The 19,149-nt window shown below is 35.8% G+C and carries 10 protein-coding genes; all 10 read right to left on the bottom strand.

The genetic code is table 11. The features are described from left to right. Positions 1 to 121: 121 nt before the first annotated feature. A complete protein-coding gene (locus ACFO3N_RS16190) occupies positions 122 to 1,267 on the bottom strand; it encodes a sialidase family protein (RefSeq protein WP_379799369.1) in 1,146 nt (381 codons plus the stop codon). A 143-nt stretch (positions 1,268 to 1,410) separates the two neighbouring features. Beyond that, entirely contained in the window at positions 1,411 to 4,161 is a 2,751-nt protein-coding gene (locus ACFO3N_RS16185) for a glycoside hydrolase family 78 protein (RefSeq protein WP_379799367.1), read from the bottom strand. Between the two features lie 186 nt (positions 4,162 to 4,347). Further along, positions 4,348 to 5,436, bottom strand: a complete 1,089-nt coding sequence (locus ACFO3N_RS16180; protein WP_379799365.1) for a HEAT repeat domain-containing protein — start codon at positions 5,434 to 5,436, stop codon at positions 4,348 to 4,350. 69 nt (positions 5,437 to 5,505) lie between these two features. Continuing rightward, positions 5,506 to 7,074, bottom strand: coding sequence for an MGH1-like glycoside hydrolase domain-containing protein (locus ACFO3N_RS16175; protein WP_379799363.1), 1,569 nt, complete (start codon positions 7,072 to 7,074; stop codon positions 5,506 to 5,508). 154 nt (positions 7,075 to 7,228) lie between these two features. Next, positions 7,229 to 9,691: a glycoside hydrolase family 95 protein gene (locus ACFO3N_RS16170; RefSeq protein ID WP_379799361.1), complete on the bottom strand. Its 2,463-nt coding sequence runs from the start codon at positions 9,689 to 9,691 to the stop codon at positions 7,229 to 7,231. Between the two features lie 187 nt (positions 9,692 to 9,878). Then, a complete protein-coding gene (locus ACFO3N_RS16165) occupies positions 9,879 to 11,297 on the bottom strand; it encodes an acetylxylan esterase (RefSeq protein WP_379799359.1) in 1,419 nt (472 codons plus the stop codon). Positions 11,298 to 11,444: 147 nt separating this feature from the next. Next, a complete protein-coding gene (locus tag ACFO3N_RS16160; protein WP_379799357.1) occupies positions 11,445 to 14,249 on the bottom strand; it encodes a glycoside hydrolase family 78 protein in 2,805 nt (934 codons plus the stop codon). Between the two features lie 172 nt (positions 14,250 to 14,421). After that, a complete protein-coding gene (locus ACFO3N_RS16155; RefSeq protein WP_379799355.1) occupies positions 14,422 to 16,284 on the bottom strand; it encodes a six-hairpin glycosidase in 1,863 nt (620 codons plus the stop codon). 213 nt (positions 16,285 to 16,497) lie between these two features. After that, positions 16,498 to 17,415 carry a glycoside hydrolase family 43 protein gene (locus tag ACFO3N_RS16150; protein WP_379799353.1) on the bottom strand — a complete coding sequence of 306 codons (918 nt, stop codon included), beginning with the start codon at positions 17,413 to 17,415 and terminating at the stop codon, positions 16,498 to 16,500. A 61-nt stretch (positions 17,416 to 17,476) separates the two neighbouring features. Next, the gene (locus tag ACFO3N_RS16145; RefSeq protein ID WP_379799351.1) at positions 17,477 to 19,045 is read right to left on the bottom strand and encodes a glycoside hydrolase family 28 protein; all 1,569 of its coding nucleotides are present in this window, start codon (positions 19,043 to 19,045) and stop codon (positions 17,477 to 17,479) included. Between the last annotated feature and the right edge of the window lie 104 nt (positions 19,046 to 19,149).

The raw sequence follows: 19,149 nt of genomic DNA, 5'->3' as shown, positions 1-19,149 counted from the left end.
CTTCACTACTTTATATTATTATCATTAGAAGATGAAGAAAATTAAGCTTAATTCTCTTTTTAAAAGCATAAATTAAGCACAGCAACTTAACTTTCTTAATCTCTTAATGGTTCAATTAATTTTACTCTTCTTCAGCTTTTACTGCAGTTACCACTTTTCCTTCTTCTCCTGGCCAAACTCCATTTTTGATTGGAAGCGCCACTAATTTACTTGGATCCACTTTTACGTATTTCAGTTTTTCTCTTCTCCAAGTATAAACGATATGAACCATTCCGTCTGAACCTTGAATCATCGATGGATAAGAATATTGGCTGATTTTTGAATCTTCTAAAACCAAAGCAGCGTTCCAATGAATTCCGTCTTTAGAAACTGAAACATTCAAAGGTGTTCTTGGTCCTTTTGCTTCTTTTCCTGGAGGAAGAACGTGATTGTAAACTAACAAATGTCTTCCATCTTTTAAAGTTACAGCATCGGTTCCTGAGTTGTTATTCGGAAGTCCGATTAACTCTACATCTGACCAAGTTTTTCCGTTATCTTTTGAAAATGTGCTAAAGATTGCTCTGTTTCGAGTTCTTCCAATGGCTTGAATACTTCCGTCTTTATGAAATAAAATACTTGGCTGAATCGCATTGATTTTTTGTTTTCCTCTTGGAAGCGTATCGCCCATTACCCAAGTTTTCCCGAAATCTGGAGTAGATTCCATACGAAGTCTCCAACCGTCGCCTTCGATACTTGACGGACATAATAATGTTCCGTTGCTTAATAAAACTGGTTTATTTTTGATTGGCCCTAAGAAACCATCAGGCATCTTTTGTGCTTCAGACCAAGTTTTTCCGCCATCAGATGAAGTTCTGATTACGCCCCACCATTCTGATGGTTTTGGTCCTATTTTGTAGAATAACATTAAATCGCCACCCGGAATTTGATATAAAACTGGGTTCCAAGTTGGTAATCTCGGCCCTTCTTTCATCACACCATCAGCCACTTTTACTCCTTCGTTCCAAGTATCACTTCCTTTTGGTTTGATGGCTACGTAAATACAAACATCAGGATTTCTTTCATGTGTTCCTCCAAACCATGAGGCAACTAAATCACCATTTGTAGCTTCGACGATTGTAATCGCATGGCAAGACGGATAAGGTGCTTTATCGTAAACAAATTGATCTACTAAAATTCCTTCTTTCCAAGTCTTTTTCTCTAAAGCCGATTTACAACTTCCTAAAAGGAAAAGTCCAAACAAGACAAATGCTAATTTTGTTATTTTCATTCTTAATTAAATTATGAATTATTTTTTTTGACTATAAATACATACCCAACATTTTTTTAGGTAAAAATATTTAATAAGTGTAAAAATAACACCAAAAAATTAACAATGTATCCTGTACTGTCCCGAATTATTAAAAATGCAGATTATTTAACGTTTATCGCAAAATTTCCTGACGAAAGTGTGACAATTATTTGATTTTTTTCTACAGAATAAGCGCAAGAAGTCTTATCCAGCTTCTGTTTATTGATTGAAACAGCTGAAATATCGCTTGCAGGAAGATACACAATTGCAGAAGTATTTGCGGGAACTGTAATATTCCAAACCAAAGCCTTTTTATCTTTTTTCCAATCGCTTTTAATCGTTCCGTAAATCGATTCGTATGAAGCATTTACATAAGTCAATCCTGCATTGAAATCGGGTTTCATGATAATTTGTTTGAAGCCTGGAGTTTCAGGATTACTTTTGATTCCTGCCATATTTTCGTAATACCAAATCAGTAAATCGCCTAAAAGCATGACGTGGTTTTGCGAATTCATTGCAGGATCTGCTGTGTTTCCGTTCCAAAGTTCCCAAATGGTTGTGGCACCGTTTTCGACCATATAACCCCAACTTGGATAGGTTTTGTTTGACGCTAATTTGAAAGCTAAATCTCCACGACCAAAATTGGTTAATGTTCTCATCAAAAACTGAGTTCCAATAACTCCTGTGCTGACATGACCGTTTTTAGTCACTTCAACTTCATGAACTAAATTCTCAAAAACTTTTTGCTGTAATTCTTCTGGAACCATTCCGAATGTCAAAGGCAGTAAATTAGCTGTTACGGTATTATTGGCGTAATTGTTTTTTGCTGTATTAAAATATTTGGCATTGAATGCTTTTTTGATTCTTGAAGCTAATTCGTCATAATGTTTAATATCATCTTTTGCGTTGGCAATTACAGCAAACTTTTTCATGATATTTAGAAGCTGATAATAAAACGCACTAGAAATCAATTCGCCATCCGTTAAACGCGCAGGATCTTTCGATCGAATTAATTCCAAGGACTCTGGCGGAACACACCAATCGCCGTATTTATCTTTGGTCATGATATCATCAACCAGATAATTTTCTTCCATGTAATCCATCCATTTTTTCATCGACGGATATTGTTTTTCTACTACTTTTTTGTCTCCAAACTGTTGATACAGCATATCAGCAACTGTAATGTAAGTTCCCGGCCAGGTTACATTATCGCCATAATAACGCCAGAAAGCTGGTGCAACATCAGGAAGTCCGCCATCAATAGTTTGTGAGTATTTAATATCATCCAACCATTTTGCATACAATGTCTGATTGTCGAATAAGAAACTTTCGCCGTAAGCTCCTGTTGTTCTATCTCCCAACCAAGGCTGACGCTCATTTCGTTGCGGACAATCAATTGGCATTCCTTTATAATTCCCGCTGATTCCCCACCACGCATTTTTAAAAATCTGATTCATTATTGGGTTTGAAGAATCAAAAGTTCCTGTTGTCGCAATATCATCGTAAACGACTTTTCCGACGAAATTTTCTAAAGTTGGTTTGGTTTTAAAACCTGAAATCTCCACAAATCTAAATCCGTGAAAAATAAAACGAGGTTCCCAAACTTCTTCGCCTTCGCCTTTTAACGTATAAATATCAGTTGTTTTGGCATCACGTAAATTGGCTATGTATAACGAACCATCTGGCTGAAGTGATTCAGCAAATTTCATGGTTATTTTATCGCCCGCATTTCCTTTTATTTTCAATTGTAACCAGCCCACCATATTTTGGCCCATATCCAGAATATAAGTTCCTTTTGGTGTCTGTTTGATTGAAATCGGTTTTACTTCACGTTTCACCTTCATATTCGCCGACATCTGTCCTTCGTAGAATCCACCTGGTTCCTGAACATATTCTGCGGAAAGCCATTTTTTATCATTAAAATTGATGATATTCCAGCCTTTCATTTCTTTACGGGCATCGTATTCTTCACCGTCATATTCATTGTTAGATAAAATTGGTCCGTCAGTCGTAATCTTCCAAGTATCGTCGGTACGAATAACATCTTTACTTCCATCAGTATATTCTACAAACAATTGCAGAGCCATTTTCGGGTAACCAAAAGTCTTGATTTTATAAGGTTTATAATCCTGACGCATCGTAAAAAAACGTCCGTTTCCTAAAATCGTTCCCAATGCATTTTTTCCTTCTTGCAATTGTGAAGTAACATCAAAAACATTGTATTTTACATTCTTCGTATAATCCGTAGGAACGGGAGCTAAAACCTGATCACCAATTTTATTTCCGTTAATGTATAACTCATACAAGCCCATTCCCATGATATAAACCTTGGCGCTTTTGACTTTCTTTTTCAGATCAATTTCTTTTCTTAAATATCTCGCTGATAATCTCGAATACTGTGAAATACTATCTCCTGGAGACGTTTTTTCATACCCAATCCAACGTGTCGATTTCCAGTCGGCATAAGTTAAAATACCGATACTGAAATGTGCTGTTTCTGTAGATTTTACTTCGCCTTTATTAGTAAAAACAATTACTTTCCAATAAACATCTTGTCTGTCTTTTAGCTTTTTTCCGTTATAAATTACATTTACAGATTCGTCGCTTTGTACTTTTCCGCTGTCCCATAAATCTGCGTTTCCTGCATTTAGTTTATCTAAAGAGGAAGAAGCTAAAATTTGATAATGAGTTTGTTTTACATCATTTACGTTCGCTTTTATCTTCCAGCTCAATCTTGGCTGTAAAACGTCAATTCCTTCTGGATTTGTTAGCATTTCACATTTTAAATCACTTACAACGATTTTGTTTTGGGCTTTCGCCGAAATTGTGAAAAGTGAAATGATTAAGGTAAGATGTAAAAAAAACTTTTTCATGGTATTTTTTAAATAATGTCAAGTCCCAGAGGGACAATATATTTATAGATTTTATAATAGTTAGTTCGATAAGCCCCAGCGGGGTGACATAATTTTCTATAGGTATCGCTCCGCTGGAGCTTTTTATCAATTGGATCTTTATTTTGCTATAAATATTAAGCTTCTCCGAAGCTCAAAATTAGATTGTTAAGGATTTATAAATCGTCTTAATTTATCCAATGTGCTTAAACTCTCAAAAGCTATTTTATTTCGTTCTAATAATTTACTTGTTTCCCAACGTATTTTCCACTCTGGATCTTTCAGCTTTTGTCTCAGCTTCGATACTATAGATGGATTAGCCTTTAAAACCTGTTCATCAATCCAATCAGGAAGAAATTCCAAAGCATTTAAACGAGTTTCAAATTCTTTATGATCCAAACCTTTTAGCAATGTTTCTCTAACCCTTTCCGCACCATAAGAATCTATTGTCTCGACTATAATTTCATTAATAACAGAAGAAAGTTCCTTAACTTTATTTTGCTCTAATCCTATTTGGTAAACCCTTCTGAATTCATCCGAAAGAAAATCTGCCCATTTATCAAGATCTTCATCCTCACTCAATGCATAATAGACAAACCTAACTTTATCAGGCTGTGCATAAATATTGTTTTCACAGAAACGCTTTACTGACTCTAGATCTTTTACCGCCAATTTCTGAATGTCTTTAATGGCTTCTTCAGATTCCTCATATTCAAGATCGTAATATTCATCTAGAGTGATGATCTGGTCAAAATCATGTATAGGTTGGTAAACAATTTTATTTTCGCTCATAGTGCTTGGTGTAAACTTTGGAGTATACTTTTTTAGAAGTTGCTTGATTTCATTTTCAGATACATCGTAATCATCTATTTTTATTTCGATCGTTTTCTGTTTATAAACAAAAGTGAGGTAAAACTCCTTGTATGACAAATTGTACTTTGCCGTGTGTTCTGTTTTGACAATAACTCTTGGAAATACAATATCTTTCCATTCATAAAAAACCTCATTAAGTTCTAATCCTTCTTGTGAGAATATTATTTTTTTATGAAAATTAAAAAGAGTCATTACCGCTTTTTTTCCATAAACGATGATAAACAAAACAGCGACAATTGGTAATATTAAATTGCTAAATTTAAATGTAAATTTTTCAACATTTATAAGTGATAAAAAGTAAATCCCTAAAACCACAAATACCATATTCCATACAATATGAAATACACCACCTTTGATTGAATAATTTAATACTGTTTTCTCCAAATTTTATTCTTAACTAAATCAATTTTATCTGCTAAGCCTAACAAGCTTTAAAAACTGTTGGGTTTAAAATTATTCAGAAACTAACTTCTCCAATTTCTCAGAAAATGCTATTTCTTTTCCGTTTTTAAAGATCCTAAAACCTTTTCCTTTTTTATATTTTTCTCCAGTTTTGTCCCAAAGAATGGTAATGATATTTCCGTGATACAAAACATTATCCAAACAAAACCAATCCCATTTTTCTTGTGGAATCAACGGATTTACTTCAATCTTTTCATCTGCTCTCGGACGTAAACCAACCAAACCTGTAATCACTAAATCGTTGAAAGTCGAATGGTTGTAATAACGGCTTCTTTCTCTGTCGCCCATTAACCAATAACCCGTTGTTTCATCCAAATACTCGCCAAGATATGGTTTTCCTCTGTAATACTGTGACTGTACGTACAATTCCATTTGTTTGAAATAATCAGGTTTGGCTACAAAATTCTGATTATAATTATTCAAAACATTTGCTAAAGCCGTTAAGGTCTGCGAACTTGCAAAAGGCCAAATGGCACCGTCCCACTCACAAGTTCCAGTTCCGTGCGTTCTAAAACGTGGACTTCTTCTTTCTGCAGTAGTCAAGCCGAATGGAGCTGAAAATCCTTTTTCATCCTTAATTTGCTCCCAAGCTTTTTCAAAACCTTTTCCTTTTTCAGGAAGATTAAAATACCACGGAATAAATCCGATTGCTTCTCTAACTTGCGCTAATGTATCTTTTTCTGTTAAAGTTTCAAAAAACTCGCTTTTCTTATTCCATAATTTCGTTTCTACTAATTGTTGTATAATGTCAGCTTTTGCCTTGAATTTTACTTCAACTTCCTTATCGCCTTTCAATTCAGCCATTTTAGAAATCGCTACAGCATTTCCATACATATAACTGTTAATCGTAGGTCTTGCATTTTGTACTTTACGTCCGCCGCTTAAGGATTCTTCCATACCATCTTTTACATCATGTTGCCAAAACAAACCGTCTTTACGTTGGCGGTCTTTTTCCCAAACCGCATAATCTGTAACCATGTCTGGATACAAATCCAATAAGAATTTTTCATCTTTATTTACCAAATAACGATTGTATAAAGCATCGGCTGTCCAACTGCTGAATTTATACAATTTGTTCATCGGTTTTCCATCATTTCCTCGATACCAAAGTTTCACATCCTGCTCAATGTATTTAGGATCATGAACCCATCTAAATTCGTTAATATGATGTCCCAAAGCACAACTAATCATATTGTATTTATCGGCATACGAACGGTCTACCAAAAACTCTGTAATCGCAAACCCTTGTGGTGTATTTTTTATATGTTTACGCACACTCCACCAACGGAAATAATATATTTCCTCAAAATTTTGCTGCGGACATTCAAACAACGGAATATTCTTTTCCATCCAAGCCCAAGCACTGTCATTCGGAATCGCAAACTTCAAGTTTTCATCTTCCATCGTGTTGAAATAATCCACATAATGTTTGAAGTTTTTTTCTTTTAAAATTACTGATTTTCCTTTTTGAGAATGATCTGCACCAGATTTGCAACTGGTATTGACACATCCAATTACGACTGAAAGCGCTATTATTTTATGTTTGAAATGTTGTAACATATTCTGTTTTTATTTTATTCTTTTTGTACTGTTTTGTCATTTCGACCGAAGGGAGAAATCACACGCGGGATTCGACAAAGATTGGTGACATTCTTTACGGAGTTTCTAGTGCGGTTTCTCGTTCCTCGAAATGACAAACTAGACTTATAATATATTAATTCCCCGAAAAAGTATAAGTCTGCCCTGCTTTCATATTCACATCGTAAATATTGTACGTTGGCAATTGTACTTTAGGCAATTTTGCTTCTTTAGAAATAATTGGTTTCTTCACTTCCACATCATAAAACAACGGATTCGAATTTTTTCCTTTTGCTTTTTTAAGAGAAGAACCTTTTAGTGTATTCTCAACTTTCAATCTACAGTTTCCTCCAATTTTCGAATAGATTTTCAACTCCGAAACTTTATTGTTTTTCCAAGTCATATCAATAACAAATCCGCCTCTGGAAACCAATCCTTTTATACTTCCGTCTTTCCAAACAGTTGGCAAAGCAGGCAATAAATGAATTACATCTTCCTGACTCTGCATCAGCATTTCGGCAAAACCGGCTGTGCATCCAAAGTTTCCATCAATTTGAAATGGCTGATGCGCATCTAACATATTCGGATACGTTCCTCCTCCTTTTCTTTGATCCGCTGTTACCAAATGCAATTGATCCTGAATTAATTTATAAGCATGATTTCCGTCTAATAATCTCGCCCATAGATTCACTTTCCATCCCATCGACCAGCCTGTAGATTCGTCTGTTCTGTAAATTAAAGATTGTTTAGCGGCTTCAAATAATTCAGGCGTTTTAATTGCCGAAATCTGATTACTCGGATACAATCCGTACAAATGCGAAACATGTCGGTGATTGTCTTTTGGATTATCCCAATCGTCTTGCCATTCCTGCAACTGACTGTGTTTTCCCACTTTCATTGGAGGCATTTTTGCTAAAGCATCGCTCACTTTTTTGGCATAAGCAGCATCTGGTGCAACCAAAGCCGAAGCTTCCATAACATGTGTAAACAAATCAAAAACCAGCTGATTGTCCATTGTCGTTCCTGATGCAATCGTAGATTTTCCTGTTCCTCCTGCATGTGTGTTTTCAGGTGAACTTGACGGAACAACCACTAAATATTTTGTATTAGGATCAATAACCATAAAATCCAAAAAGAAATCAGCAGCGCCTTTCATGATTGGATAAATTTCTGCCAAATACTTTTTATCTCCCGTATATAAATATCTTTCCCATAAATCCTGACAAACCCAAGCACCGCCCGTTGGCCACATTCCCGAAGCTGCTGAATCTACCGGAGCTGTAACACGCCAAATATCGGTGTTGTGATGTAAAACCCAACCACTAGCGTTGTACATGGTTCTAGCTGTTTCTGCACCAGTTACAGCCAACTCTTTTGCCATTTGTACAAAAGGTTCATGCATTTCCTGTAAATTGGTTACTTGTGCCGGCCAATAATTCATTTCGGCATTGATGTTGGTCGTGTATTTACTGTCCCACGGCGGAGTGACCATATCGTTCCAAATTCCTTGTAAATTGGCTGGCTGTCCTCCCGGTTGTGAACTTGAAATTAAAAGATAACGTCCAAACTGGAAATACAAACTCGCCAATTGCGGGTCAAATTGTTTAGAGAAATCCCTGATTCTTTCGTTTGTGGGTTTCTTAACCAAATCATTAGAACCTAAATTTAAAGATACTCTGTTGAAGAATTTTTGGTAATAATCAACATGCGCTTTCTTTATTGTTTCAAAATCTTTTATTTCCGCTTTTGCTAAATAGTCTTTGCTTTTTGCAATCTCATCACCTGAAATATCCTGATAGTTTTTGAAGTTGGTTGCAATCGAAATGTATAAAGTTACTTCATCAGCTTTATTAATACTTAAAACACCATTGCTTGCGTCGATTTCCCCGCCTTTATTTTTAGCTGTAAGTCTTCCTTGAAACTTCACTTTTCCTTTTACGCCTTCAAAGTTAGTTCCAACTCCCGAAAGTATAATCTGGTTTCCTTCTGTCGAAGCGACTGTTTTATCGATCGGACTGTTCATAAAAACATTACAAGTAATCTGTCCCGGCTGACTTGCCGAAAGTTTCACTACAATTACCTGATCTGAAAATGCGGTTAGAATTTCTCTCGTAAATTCAACACCATTTACTTTGTATTTTACTTTCGCTGTCGCATTGCTGATATCTAAATCACGGTAATAATCGGTATATTTTTGATGTCCTACAAATGAAATATAAACGCTTCCGAAAGTCTGATACGGCATTCCATCATTCGTTTGCGACATGATATCCTTCGTTGCTAAATCCTGAGCTTCATCAAACTTTCCGTCAAAAATTAACTGACGAACAATTGGAAGTGCTTTTATAGATTTGGAATGTGCATTACTGTTTGGAGAACCTGCCCAAATGGTTTCTTCGTTCAATTGCAAACGTTCTACTGCTGGATCACCAAAAACCATGGCACCCAAACGTCCGTTACCCAAAGGCAAGGCTTCGTTCCAGATTGCAGCTGGTTTATCGTACCAAAGTTTTAGGTCAGTGTTGCTTTGCGCTGTTGTGCTTTGTAAAACAAACAGCGAAACTCCTAGAAAAGCAATTATTTTATTTTTAAACTTCATATTTTATACTTTTTGGGCAAAACCCGAATTGTTCTTTTAACCACAAATGTTCTTAAATTACGATAGCGCGTGAGGGATAGAAGCTGGCTACCGAAGTAGCGCGGATAGCCCGACCCAATTTGGGAAAGGGGGCGAAATGAGCGGTTACAAAATTGCCCACTTTTTCAAATTGGGTCACGCCCAAATATTACTTCTTAACCTCGTAAACTTTCAGATTTTTTTCTCCGAACATTTCATATAATTTGTTGATGTCTTTCAGTGCGTTTTTTGGCAGATTTTCAGCTTTGTTTCCAAAAACATATAATTTCTCATAAGGTTCAATCACACAAGTCGATTCGTCGATTTCGCCTTTGTCGTTCTTCACTTTATTCAAATCTAGATCTAAATATTTCGCCATAAACGGATACAAAGCCATGCGTTTCGAGATTCCGAAATCGTGACCTTCTTTTGCAAAATGAGCATTTTCGACTAAATCTTTCTTTCCATACAATTCATACGTTCTTTGGATAAAAGGAAATTCCAATTCTGGAACCGCCAATGTCCAGTCTTTTCCATCAGAAACAATCAATTGCGGTTTTGGTGCCATCATAGCTGAGATTTCGGCGTTGTTTGTTCCGTTTCCGCATAAATGTATTCCGCGTCCGCTTTCGCATGGACAACCGCCTGAGAAATGAGAAGAAACCATTACAACTGGCGCTGAAACTTTTACTCGATCGTCAATTGCAGCTAAAAACATCGTATGCGACCCCCCACCAGAACCGCCTGTAACGCCAACTCTCGACATGTCGGCATTTTTTACCGTTCCTAAATAATCCAAGAAACGAATTCCAGTTAAAACCTGAACGGTAGATGCAATGCTGTTTCTATGCGTTTCTTCTGGAAATTGCAGTAACGATTCTCCCCAAGCAAATAAATCATAACCTACTACAATTGCGCCCATTTTGGCCATCATGGCGCAACGATACTGTTCGTCTTTTCTATATCTACCGTCCCCAAAATGTCCGTCAGGTGTTAAGATAACAGCTGCTTTTTTATTTAGCGGATACGGTTTGTAAATCGATCCTGTTGCATAAACACCAGGCAGAATTTCTAAAGCAATATTTTCGACACTGTAGTCTTTGTAAATTCTTTTTGGAGTTAAAAGTGGTTTAGATTTTGGCATTGGGGGAGCCTTTTCTAATCCAAATGAGGTTATCATACAAGCTTTTAACTCCGTTTTGCGTTTCTCCCATTCTTCTTTGGTCGAATAAAGGCTTTCTAAGTAAAACAAACGTTCTTTTCCTTTATCTACCGAAACTTTATGGTTTTCATACTTGCGTATGATGTAGGTTCCATCGGGTTGTTTGAAATACATCAATTCAAACGGTGCCAAAATATTGGTCAGCGAAAGAGGCAGATTTCCAGGTTCAATTCTCCAGTCGGCATAATCCAATTCTTTTCCTTTTAATAAGCCTCTATCATCGTTGATTGTTACTTTAAAAAGAGTTTCAATCTTTTTCAATGTTTCCGATACTGGCTTTCTAAAATTAGTATCAGAAGTGCTCTGCGCATTGGCAAATGTCAAAGCAAAAATGGAAACTAAGAAGATGTATTTTAATTTTTTCATTTTGATATTGTTATTTGATACGCTGATGAAACGGATTCGCTATCGCGAAAACGCTGATGAAACGGATTTTTTATTTATTTTAAAAAAAAAGAAAAATCCGTTTTTATCCGCGTCTTTACGAAGTAAATCCGTATCATCCGCGTTCCATTATATTGTGCATTCTATTGTATAAATTCCTGATCCTAATTCTAAAACAGGCTTTTGAACTTTTTCATCAAAACCTACCCTAACCTTTTTATTGTCAATTTTTATCTCTGAATTTTTAGCAACTGGTAATTTTACTGTCGCAGTTGTATTCACCGGAATCTGAACTGTCAAAACAAATTTGCCGTCTTTCTTTTGCCAAGAAGAAGCAATTTTTCCGTAAACCGATTGATAATCCGCTTTCGCGAAAGTCATATCACCTACTACTTCTGGCTGAATAAAAAAATGTTTGAAACCCGGTTTTTCAGGATCAGACATGATTCCGGCTAAACTTTGGTAAAACCATTCTTCAATCTGCCCTAACATAAAATGATTCCACGAATTTCCTTTTCTCGGATCCCATTGTTCCGTTAAAGTGGTCAAGCCAAATTTAATCTGAAAACCATAACCCGGCGCATCGTAATGATTGTGCATTCTGTACATGGTTTCGTTTTCGCCATTTCTTGCCAAAGTCTGGAATAAGTAACGATTTCCAACATCTCCCGTTGTCAAACGATCGCCTTTTTCTTTGATATCGGCTAGTAAATTCTGCATTACAGCTTCTTTATACTGAGGCTCCACAATATCCATAAAAATCGGAACAGCATTGCTAAACTGACTTTTTGTTCCGTACTGTTTGATTTCTTCGTTGAAAAACTCCTTATTGAAAGCCGTTTTGATCTCAGAAGCCAAAGCATTGTATTTCTCGAAATCTTCCGTTTTGCCTAATAATTTTGATGCTTTTGCTACTAAATAAGCTCCATAATAATAGTGCGAAGTCGCAGAAAGCGCAATCGGACTATTTTTAGAATATCCTGCAGGATGCGCTCCGTAATCGTACCAATCGCCTAATCCGTGCGAAACGATATGGTTTGTTGCTTTCGTTCCTAAATAGTCCACATAATTCTTCATTACAGGAAAATATTTCTCTAATAATGAAGCGTCGCCGTAATATTCATAATACATCCAAGGAAGAATTACGCCTGTAACTCCCCATTCTGGAGAATCAGTAAAATCACCTCCAAAAATTACATATTCTGGAACTATTGTCGGAATTAAACCGTTATCTCGTTGTGAATCAGAAATATTCTGCATCGTTGCTGGAAGGAAAGTTTGAAGATTATAATTGAACATCAATCCCGGACCATTCAACTGAATTTCTTCCAGCCAGCCTAACTTTTCACGTTGCGGACAATCGGTAAAAACACTTTGGAAATTACTTTTTATGGAGTTGTTTATCAGTTCGTGCGTTTTATTAAAAATTTCATTTGAACATGAAAAACTTCCTGCTTCTCCAGCCGAATTGTAAATGAAATTCGATTTCAACTCTACTAAAGTTGGAAGTTCCTTATTCTTATCTTCTTTATAATTAATGTTTTCAATTTGAACATATTGATAACCGTAGAAACTGAATTTTGGTGTCCATTCTTCTGTTCCGTCTCCTTTTAAAGTGTAATCGTAATAGTATGGTTTTCCAGATCTTCCCTGCGCGATTGTTCTTTCTTCATTTAAACCTTCAGCCACCCAAACACGAATCGTTTGTCCTCTTTTTCCTTTTACTTTGATAGTTGGAAATCCCGAAAGATTCTGCCCCATATCAAAAACATAGAAATTCGGTTTTAACTCTTTTACAGTTTTAACTTCGTATTGTTTCTGAATGGTAACTGGAGGTGCGGTCTGCGGTCTTAAAACTCCTTTTGGCGCTTCTTGAATCACTACTTTTTTCCAATCTCTATCTTTAAAACCTTTTCGATTCCAACCTTTTTGTTCTAGATTGGCATTGTAATCTTCTCCTCCAAAAATACTGTTATAGGTAATAGGACTTTTGCTGTATTTCCAAGTTCTATCTGATTTTATAATTTCTTCTGAACCGTCATTATATTTGATTTTCATTTTGAAAAACAAAGTCGGAGGACCAAAACTCACAAAGAATTTGGTATATCTCTCAGCCAATGTATTGTACATCCCATTTCCTAACAAAACACCAATTACGTTATCTCCTTTTTGAAATTCTTTTGCGCTCAATTCGTAAACATTGTAATTAACCGTTTTGTCGTAATCGGTCCACAAAGGTGCAAATTGACTGTTACCCACTTTTTTACCATTGATAGTCAATTCGTAATGTCCTAAACCTGAAATGTAAACAACTGCTTCTTTGACTGCTTTTTCTATTTCGAAAGGTTTACGCAACATTATACTTCTTCGTGCCAACGAATCGGAAGTGTTGATAAACGAGTTCTTTTTTTCTCTGTTGAAAGTGGCTGTGTGGTAGTTTCTTCCTTCCGGCAAATGACTATCAGCTTTGGTAATAGCACCAATCCAAGTCGGATTTAAATCTGATTCTAATGAAGCAGTTCTGAACGAAGCAGTTTTGCTCCATTTTGAAACTTTCCCTGACTGATTCCAAACTTTCACTTTCCAGAAATATTTGGTTTCGCTTTTTAATGGTTTTCCGCTATAAACTATATGCAGGTTTTTATCTGTATTTACTCTTCCCGTATTCCAAATATCTCCATCATCATTGTTTAATTTTTCTTCTGATGAAGCTACTAAAATTAAATAAGCAACTTGTGATGCATCGGATTCTTTTGAAATCAATTGCCAGCTCAATTTCAGCTGATTCTCGACAACTGCTAATGGATTTTCAGCCATTTCTGTTGTTAAACGTACAGGCAGAATTTGTCCATTTGAAATGAAAAAGAAAAAAACAAAAATGAAGGTTAATATGGATTTTGAAATATTCACTTTATAAATTTTTAATTGAACCATTAAGATATTTTTTTCAAACCATTAAGAGATTAAGAAAATTAAGCTTTGACTACTTTATAATCTTAAAAATAAGTTTCATTAAGCACTCCACTTAATTCTCTTAATATCTTTATGGTAATGACTAAACTAAAACATTCAGCTTAATTTATTTAATTTCTTAATGGTAAAATAATTATAACTTTTTAGTAATCAAAGATTCGATATTAAATACTGCTTCTGGGATTAATTTTCCGGTTTGAGGCAGGTCGTCGTAATCATCTGTGTCTGGCTCGGTGTCCGGATTTGGCGTGTGTCTTTGCTCTCCTGTGCGAAACATAATTCGCTCGAAACCGTCTGTTGGCGCATAAAATATCTTTGTTGATTCTTTTTCGTCGTTTACTTTTACCGTATACGAACGATTTTTAGCATCCAAATTTACAACTACTTTATATGTTTTATTCGCTTCGTATTTGGCGATTGTATTAAAACGTGCTCCTGTTTTTACTTTCAATTGTCCATCGCTGTCAAAAACCAATCTTACTGAAGGTAATCCTTGTTTGTTTTGGAATTCAATCTGCAATAAACCATGATTATTCTGTTCTGGTTTTACTGTGAAAACAGCTTCCATTTTTGATGCAAAAGGAATTACTCTTTCGGCACGTGAATAATCAAAATAATCCTGATCTCTTAACGTCAGCCATTTCTTACCATCGGCTTTCTTTTCGATTTTTGTTGATGCCCAAGAAAGATCATACGTATTCCACAATTTTAATTCTTCTCCATCTGGAAGTGCATTGAAAACATCATTTGCTTGTTCTTTAACCTCTGAAGTTACAGGAACAGGAATCGAAGCAACCCAAATATCTTCTTTATTTACACTATAACCAACCCAAATTTTTCCGTCTGGCGGAGTTCCATTTTTCTCTGTAATTCCACGAACATATTGAGGACCTGCTGACTTATAATTTCCACCGTAACGCATCGGACTTACTTCTCCATGAACCAACAATAAATCTTTATAATTTAAACCATCGTCACTTGTCGAAATTGCCAAAGGCCAACGATATTCTGATGGATTATAAAGTGTCGCGTAACGATTGTCTGATGTTTTTTGTCCCCAGATTTTGGCGTTGCTGTTTACAAATCCTGGCGCACGTAATGGCATATAATCCCAAGATTTTCCGCCGTCTTTACTGATAGAAGTTAAAGCATGTTTCCATAAACCCACTACATTTCCGTTTGGCAGATGGTAATAACTAAATGCTTTGTAAGTTTTCTGCAACGGAATCAATTCATCGTCACGATCGGCTTCTTCCACCCATTGCTGTAAAACTAATGGTTCTGATAAAATTTCTTCGCAGGCTTTTTTCAAACCTTTGTCTTTTGATGCGGTATAAAATGGGAATTTCGATTTCGATTTGTCCCTAATTTTGTTGTATCTAATGAAATAAATTTCGCCGAAACTTCCGTCTTTCTTGATTTCACGGATTACACGTCCAATTCCTTTTCCGTCATTTGGATCGTCTTTTTCATCCATTGCGATTCCGTAATACGCTAAGGCAAAAAGTCTTTTGTCTTTTGACGTATAAAATCCCATTCTCTGGTGCATAATCGCATCGAGGTTTTTGGCAACGCCTTCAACGCCTTCTTTTTTCCATCCGTCTGGAATTCTATAGATTGGAAAAATCACTTCTGGTTTTGTCCACGTTACACCGTCTTTAGAAGTCATTAATAAAGTCTGACTTGGCGGAATATGTTCTCCCGAAGGATCGCTTAAATAATGCAGATAAAAGGTATTATTCCAATACGCCATCATCGGCTGGTGATTGTACGTCCATCCAAAACCATCTGCTTTTTCAGGATGTTCGCGGCTTGCACGCATAATTTGCGTAGCGTGAACTCCAATCGCTGGACTTAACTGTCCGTGATGATAATCGATGTTTGAAAGTGTTTTGCCAACATAACGCACTGTGTCGTTTTGTGCATTTACAGCCGTACAAGCCAAAAGAATTGTGGCTGTGATGATGTTGGTTTTTATGTTTTGGAAAGTAATCATTTTATATTTTTTTGTTTCACGCAGATTTTGCAGATTTTAGCTGATATAATCAGATTATTTTATTTGCTTTATTTAAAATTAAAAATCTGCTTAATCTGCTTAAATCATTTTAAATCTGCGTGAAATATTTCTAAACATTTCTTTTATCTGCTCGATCTGCAAAATCTGCGGGAAAAATTTCTACTCTCGCTGATTTGGCAGATTTAACAGATTTTATTTTTTGTCAATTAATCCTTTTAAAACGTCAGCAGAGATTGTTGTAATCGTTCCGTGTTTGTGTCCTTCGGGAAGGCTTATTTTGGAGGATACATCTTCAAAATGAACAAAATCTGTTGTGCTTAACGCTTTATAATTTTTTGAACCGTAATTATCATAATATAGCAACCAGTTTTTACCGACTTTCACTACTGTCGGACCTTCTGATAAATATTCGGTTAAAGGCTCTGAACTCTTTTCAAACGGACCTAAAGGCGATTTCCCGAAAGCTACTTTTATGTTTCGCATTGGTCTTGTATTGTCTTTCAAAACCAAAACATAATCTTTTTTTCCTTTTTTGACAATCACACAATCAATTACACTAAAACCTGGATCGTAATATAATTTTGTATCTGAAAAAGTTTTGAAATCTTTAGTCGTTACATAATACATTCTGTGGTTATTTTTCTCTTCTTCTACTCCTTTTGGATATCTAAACGGAATTGTTGATGCCCAAATAATAATGTATTCCTTTTTTACATCATCATAAAAAATCTCTGGTGCCCAAACATTTACTACTTCTGGTTCGTTTTTCATGACTGGAATATATTGCTGTTCTGACCAATGAATTAAGTCTTTTGAACTTGCGTATCCAAAACCGTTTCCGCCCTTCCAGTCAGTTGTCCAAACCATGTGATAGGTTCCGCCTGCTCCTTTTGTGATGGACGGATCACGCATAATTTTACTGGCTCCGATTTCTGGTTTTAAAAACGATCCTTCTAATCCTTTCCAATTATAACCGTCTTCGCTGTACGCCAAATATAAACCTTCTGTTGCGGGTTCTCTAAACGACGTAAAAAGATATAAATCTTTCTTTTTCTGCGAATAACTAATCGCGAAAAGTGAAAGGGTTACTATGATGAATATTTTTTTCATGTTGTGTTGTGTTTAAACTTTGTCAAAGTTTGAAACTTTGACAAAGTTGGCTCACCAGTTTTTATTCTGTTATTGCTTTTTTATCTAAAGAAGCTCCTTTTTTTATTTTCGTTGTAACGTTGTTTAAAACATTGTTTTTCAAGAAAATGTTTTTAGTGTCTTTTCCATCCGCTTCGATAAAAATATCGGTTGGATTGAATGGAAAATTATTATTAATCAACGCATTAGAAACATTATCTAATTTAATAACTGGGACGCCTTTTATTGGTGTTGAAGATCCAACATTATCTAAAATGATGTTTTTTGAATCTGATATTTTGAAAGAAGAACCTACTGTTGCATTTACTTTTACATCATGAAATTCAACATCTGTGGCTGTACTTACTGTAAAACCTTCTTTTCCGTCCATATTAATGTTAGAGAAAGTAATGTTTTGAATTGGCATTTCGGTAATTCCCAAAATCTGTCCAGCTTTGTTTACGTTTGAAGCTGTAATATTGCTCATGTGGATATTTCTGAAAATCGGCGTTTTCTCCGTTACAGGTTCAACTGTAGTTCCTTTATCGTAGAAAAGGCTCAATACGATAGCTTCTTCTTTGATGTTTTTCATGACGATATTATCGACGCGAATATCTTCTACAACACCGCCTCTTCCGCGAGCCGATTTGATACGGATTCCGCGATCTGTTCCGTCAAAAACACAGTTGGATATTGTAATTTTTTTGATTCCGCCTGACATTTCACTTCCAATTACTACTCCGCCGTGACCGCTTAACATGGTACAGTTTGTAATGGTTACATTTTCTGTTGCTTTTCCATATTTACGTCCGTCGCCGTCTCTACCAGATTTGATCGTGATACAATCGTCGCCAACGCTGATATGGCAGTTTGAAATGTGAACATTAGTAGAAGAAGAAGGATTGATTCCGTCTGTATTTGGCGAATGCGGATTAAAAATCGAAATTCCCGTAACGGTTACATTATCACAGAATTCTGGATTAATCGTCCAGAAAGGTGAATTTTGAAAGGTTACGCCTTCGATTAAAATGTTTTTGCAGTTGTAAGCCTGAAAGAAAGATGGTCTAAAAAACTTTTTATCAACCGTTCTTTTGTAATATGGTTCTGTGTAAAGGCCTTTATTTTGCTCTTCCCACATAGTTTGATATTTAGTTGGAGGAAGTGGTTCTTTGGCAGTTTCGATTCGGTACACTTCATTCCACCATGCTTTTCCTTGTCCGTCGATTACTCCTCTTCCTGTGATTGTGATATTTTCAACGTCTTTTGCATAAAATAAAGGTTGGAAACTCTTCATTACAATTCCTTCGTAACGCATTTCTACATACGGAAGAAAATCATCAAAGTTCTCTGAAAACTTTAAAAGTGCTCCAGAATCTAAATGAATCGTAATGTTGCTTCTTAATGTTAAGGCTCCAGTTAAATATTCTCCTGCAGGAAAAAAGATAGTTCCTCCGCCGTTTTTAGATGCTTTTTCGATAGCATTCTGAATGGCTTGCGTGCATTTTATTCCTTTGTTGTTTCCGCCTTCGTTAAGGATGTTTAACCAGCCGTCGTTTGCGAAAGTGGTATTTAATCCAGTTATAAAGCAGAGTATTATTAGTATATTTTTCATAGTTATGTTTTTGGTTTCACGCAGATCTTGCAGATTTTGGCAGATCAACGCAGATTTATATTTTTAAAAATCTGCTGAATCTGCTTAAATCATTTTAAATCTGC

Source organism: Flavobacterium chungangensis, assembly GCF_042654045.1.
GTDB classification, from domain to species: Bacteria; Bacteroidota; Bacteroidia; order Flavobacteriales; family Flavobacteriaceae; genus Flavobacterium; species Flavobacterium chungangensis.
Note: the sequence above shows the minus strand (reverse complement) of the source record. Positions and strands in the feature narration are given on the sequence as shown.

Excerpts from the sequence above, each read along its gene's own strand:
- ACFO3N_RS16160 (WP_379799357.1), bottom strand. The coding sequence starts at position 14,249 with ATGGTTCAATTAAAAATTTATAAAGTGAATATTTCAAAATCCATATTA.
- ACFO3N_RS16150 (WP_379799353.1), bottom strand. The coding sequence starts at position 17,415 with ATGAAAAAAATATTCATCATAGTAACCCTTTCACTTTTCGCGATTAGT.
- ACFO3N_RS16175 (WP_379799363.1), bottom strand. The coding sequence starts at position 7,074 with ATGTTACAACATTTCAAACATAAAATAATAGCGCTTTCAGTCGTAATT.
- ACFO3N_RS16165 (WP_379799359.1), bottom strand. The coding sequence starts at position 11,297 with ATGAAAAAATTAAAATACATCTTCTTAGTTTCCATTTTTGCTTTGACA.
- ACFO3N_RS16185 (WP_379799367.1), bottom strand. The coding sequence starts at position 4,161 with ATGAAAAAGTTTTTTTTACATCTTACCTTAATCATTTCACTTTTCACA.
- ACFO3N_RS16170 (WP_379799361.1), bottom strand. The coding sequence starts at position 9,691 with ATGAAGTTTAAAAATAAAATAATTGCTTTTCTAGGAGTTTCGCTGTTT.
- ACFO3N_RS16145 (WP_379799351.1), bottom strand. The coding sequence starts at position 19,045 with ATGAAAAATATACTAATAATACTCTGCTTTATAACTGGATTAAATACC.
- ACFO3N_RS16190 (WP_379799369.1), bottom strand. The coding sequence starts at position 1,267 with ATGAAAATAACAAAATTAGCATTTGTCTTGTTTGGACTTTTCCTTTTA.
- ACFO3N_RS16155 (WP_379799355.1), bottom strand. The coding sequence starts at position 16,284 with ATGATTACTTTCCAAAACATAAAAACCAACATCATCACAGCCACAATT.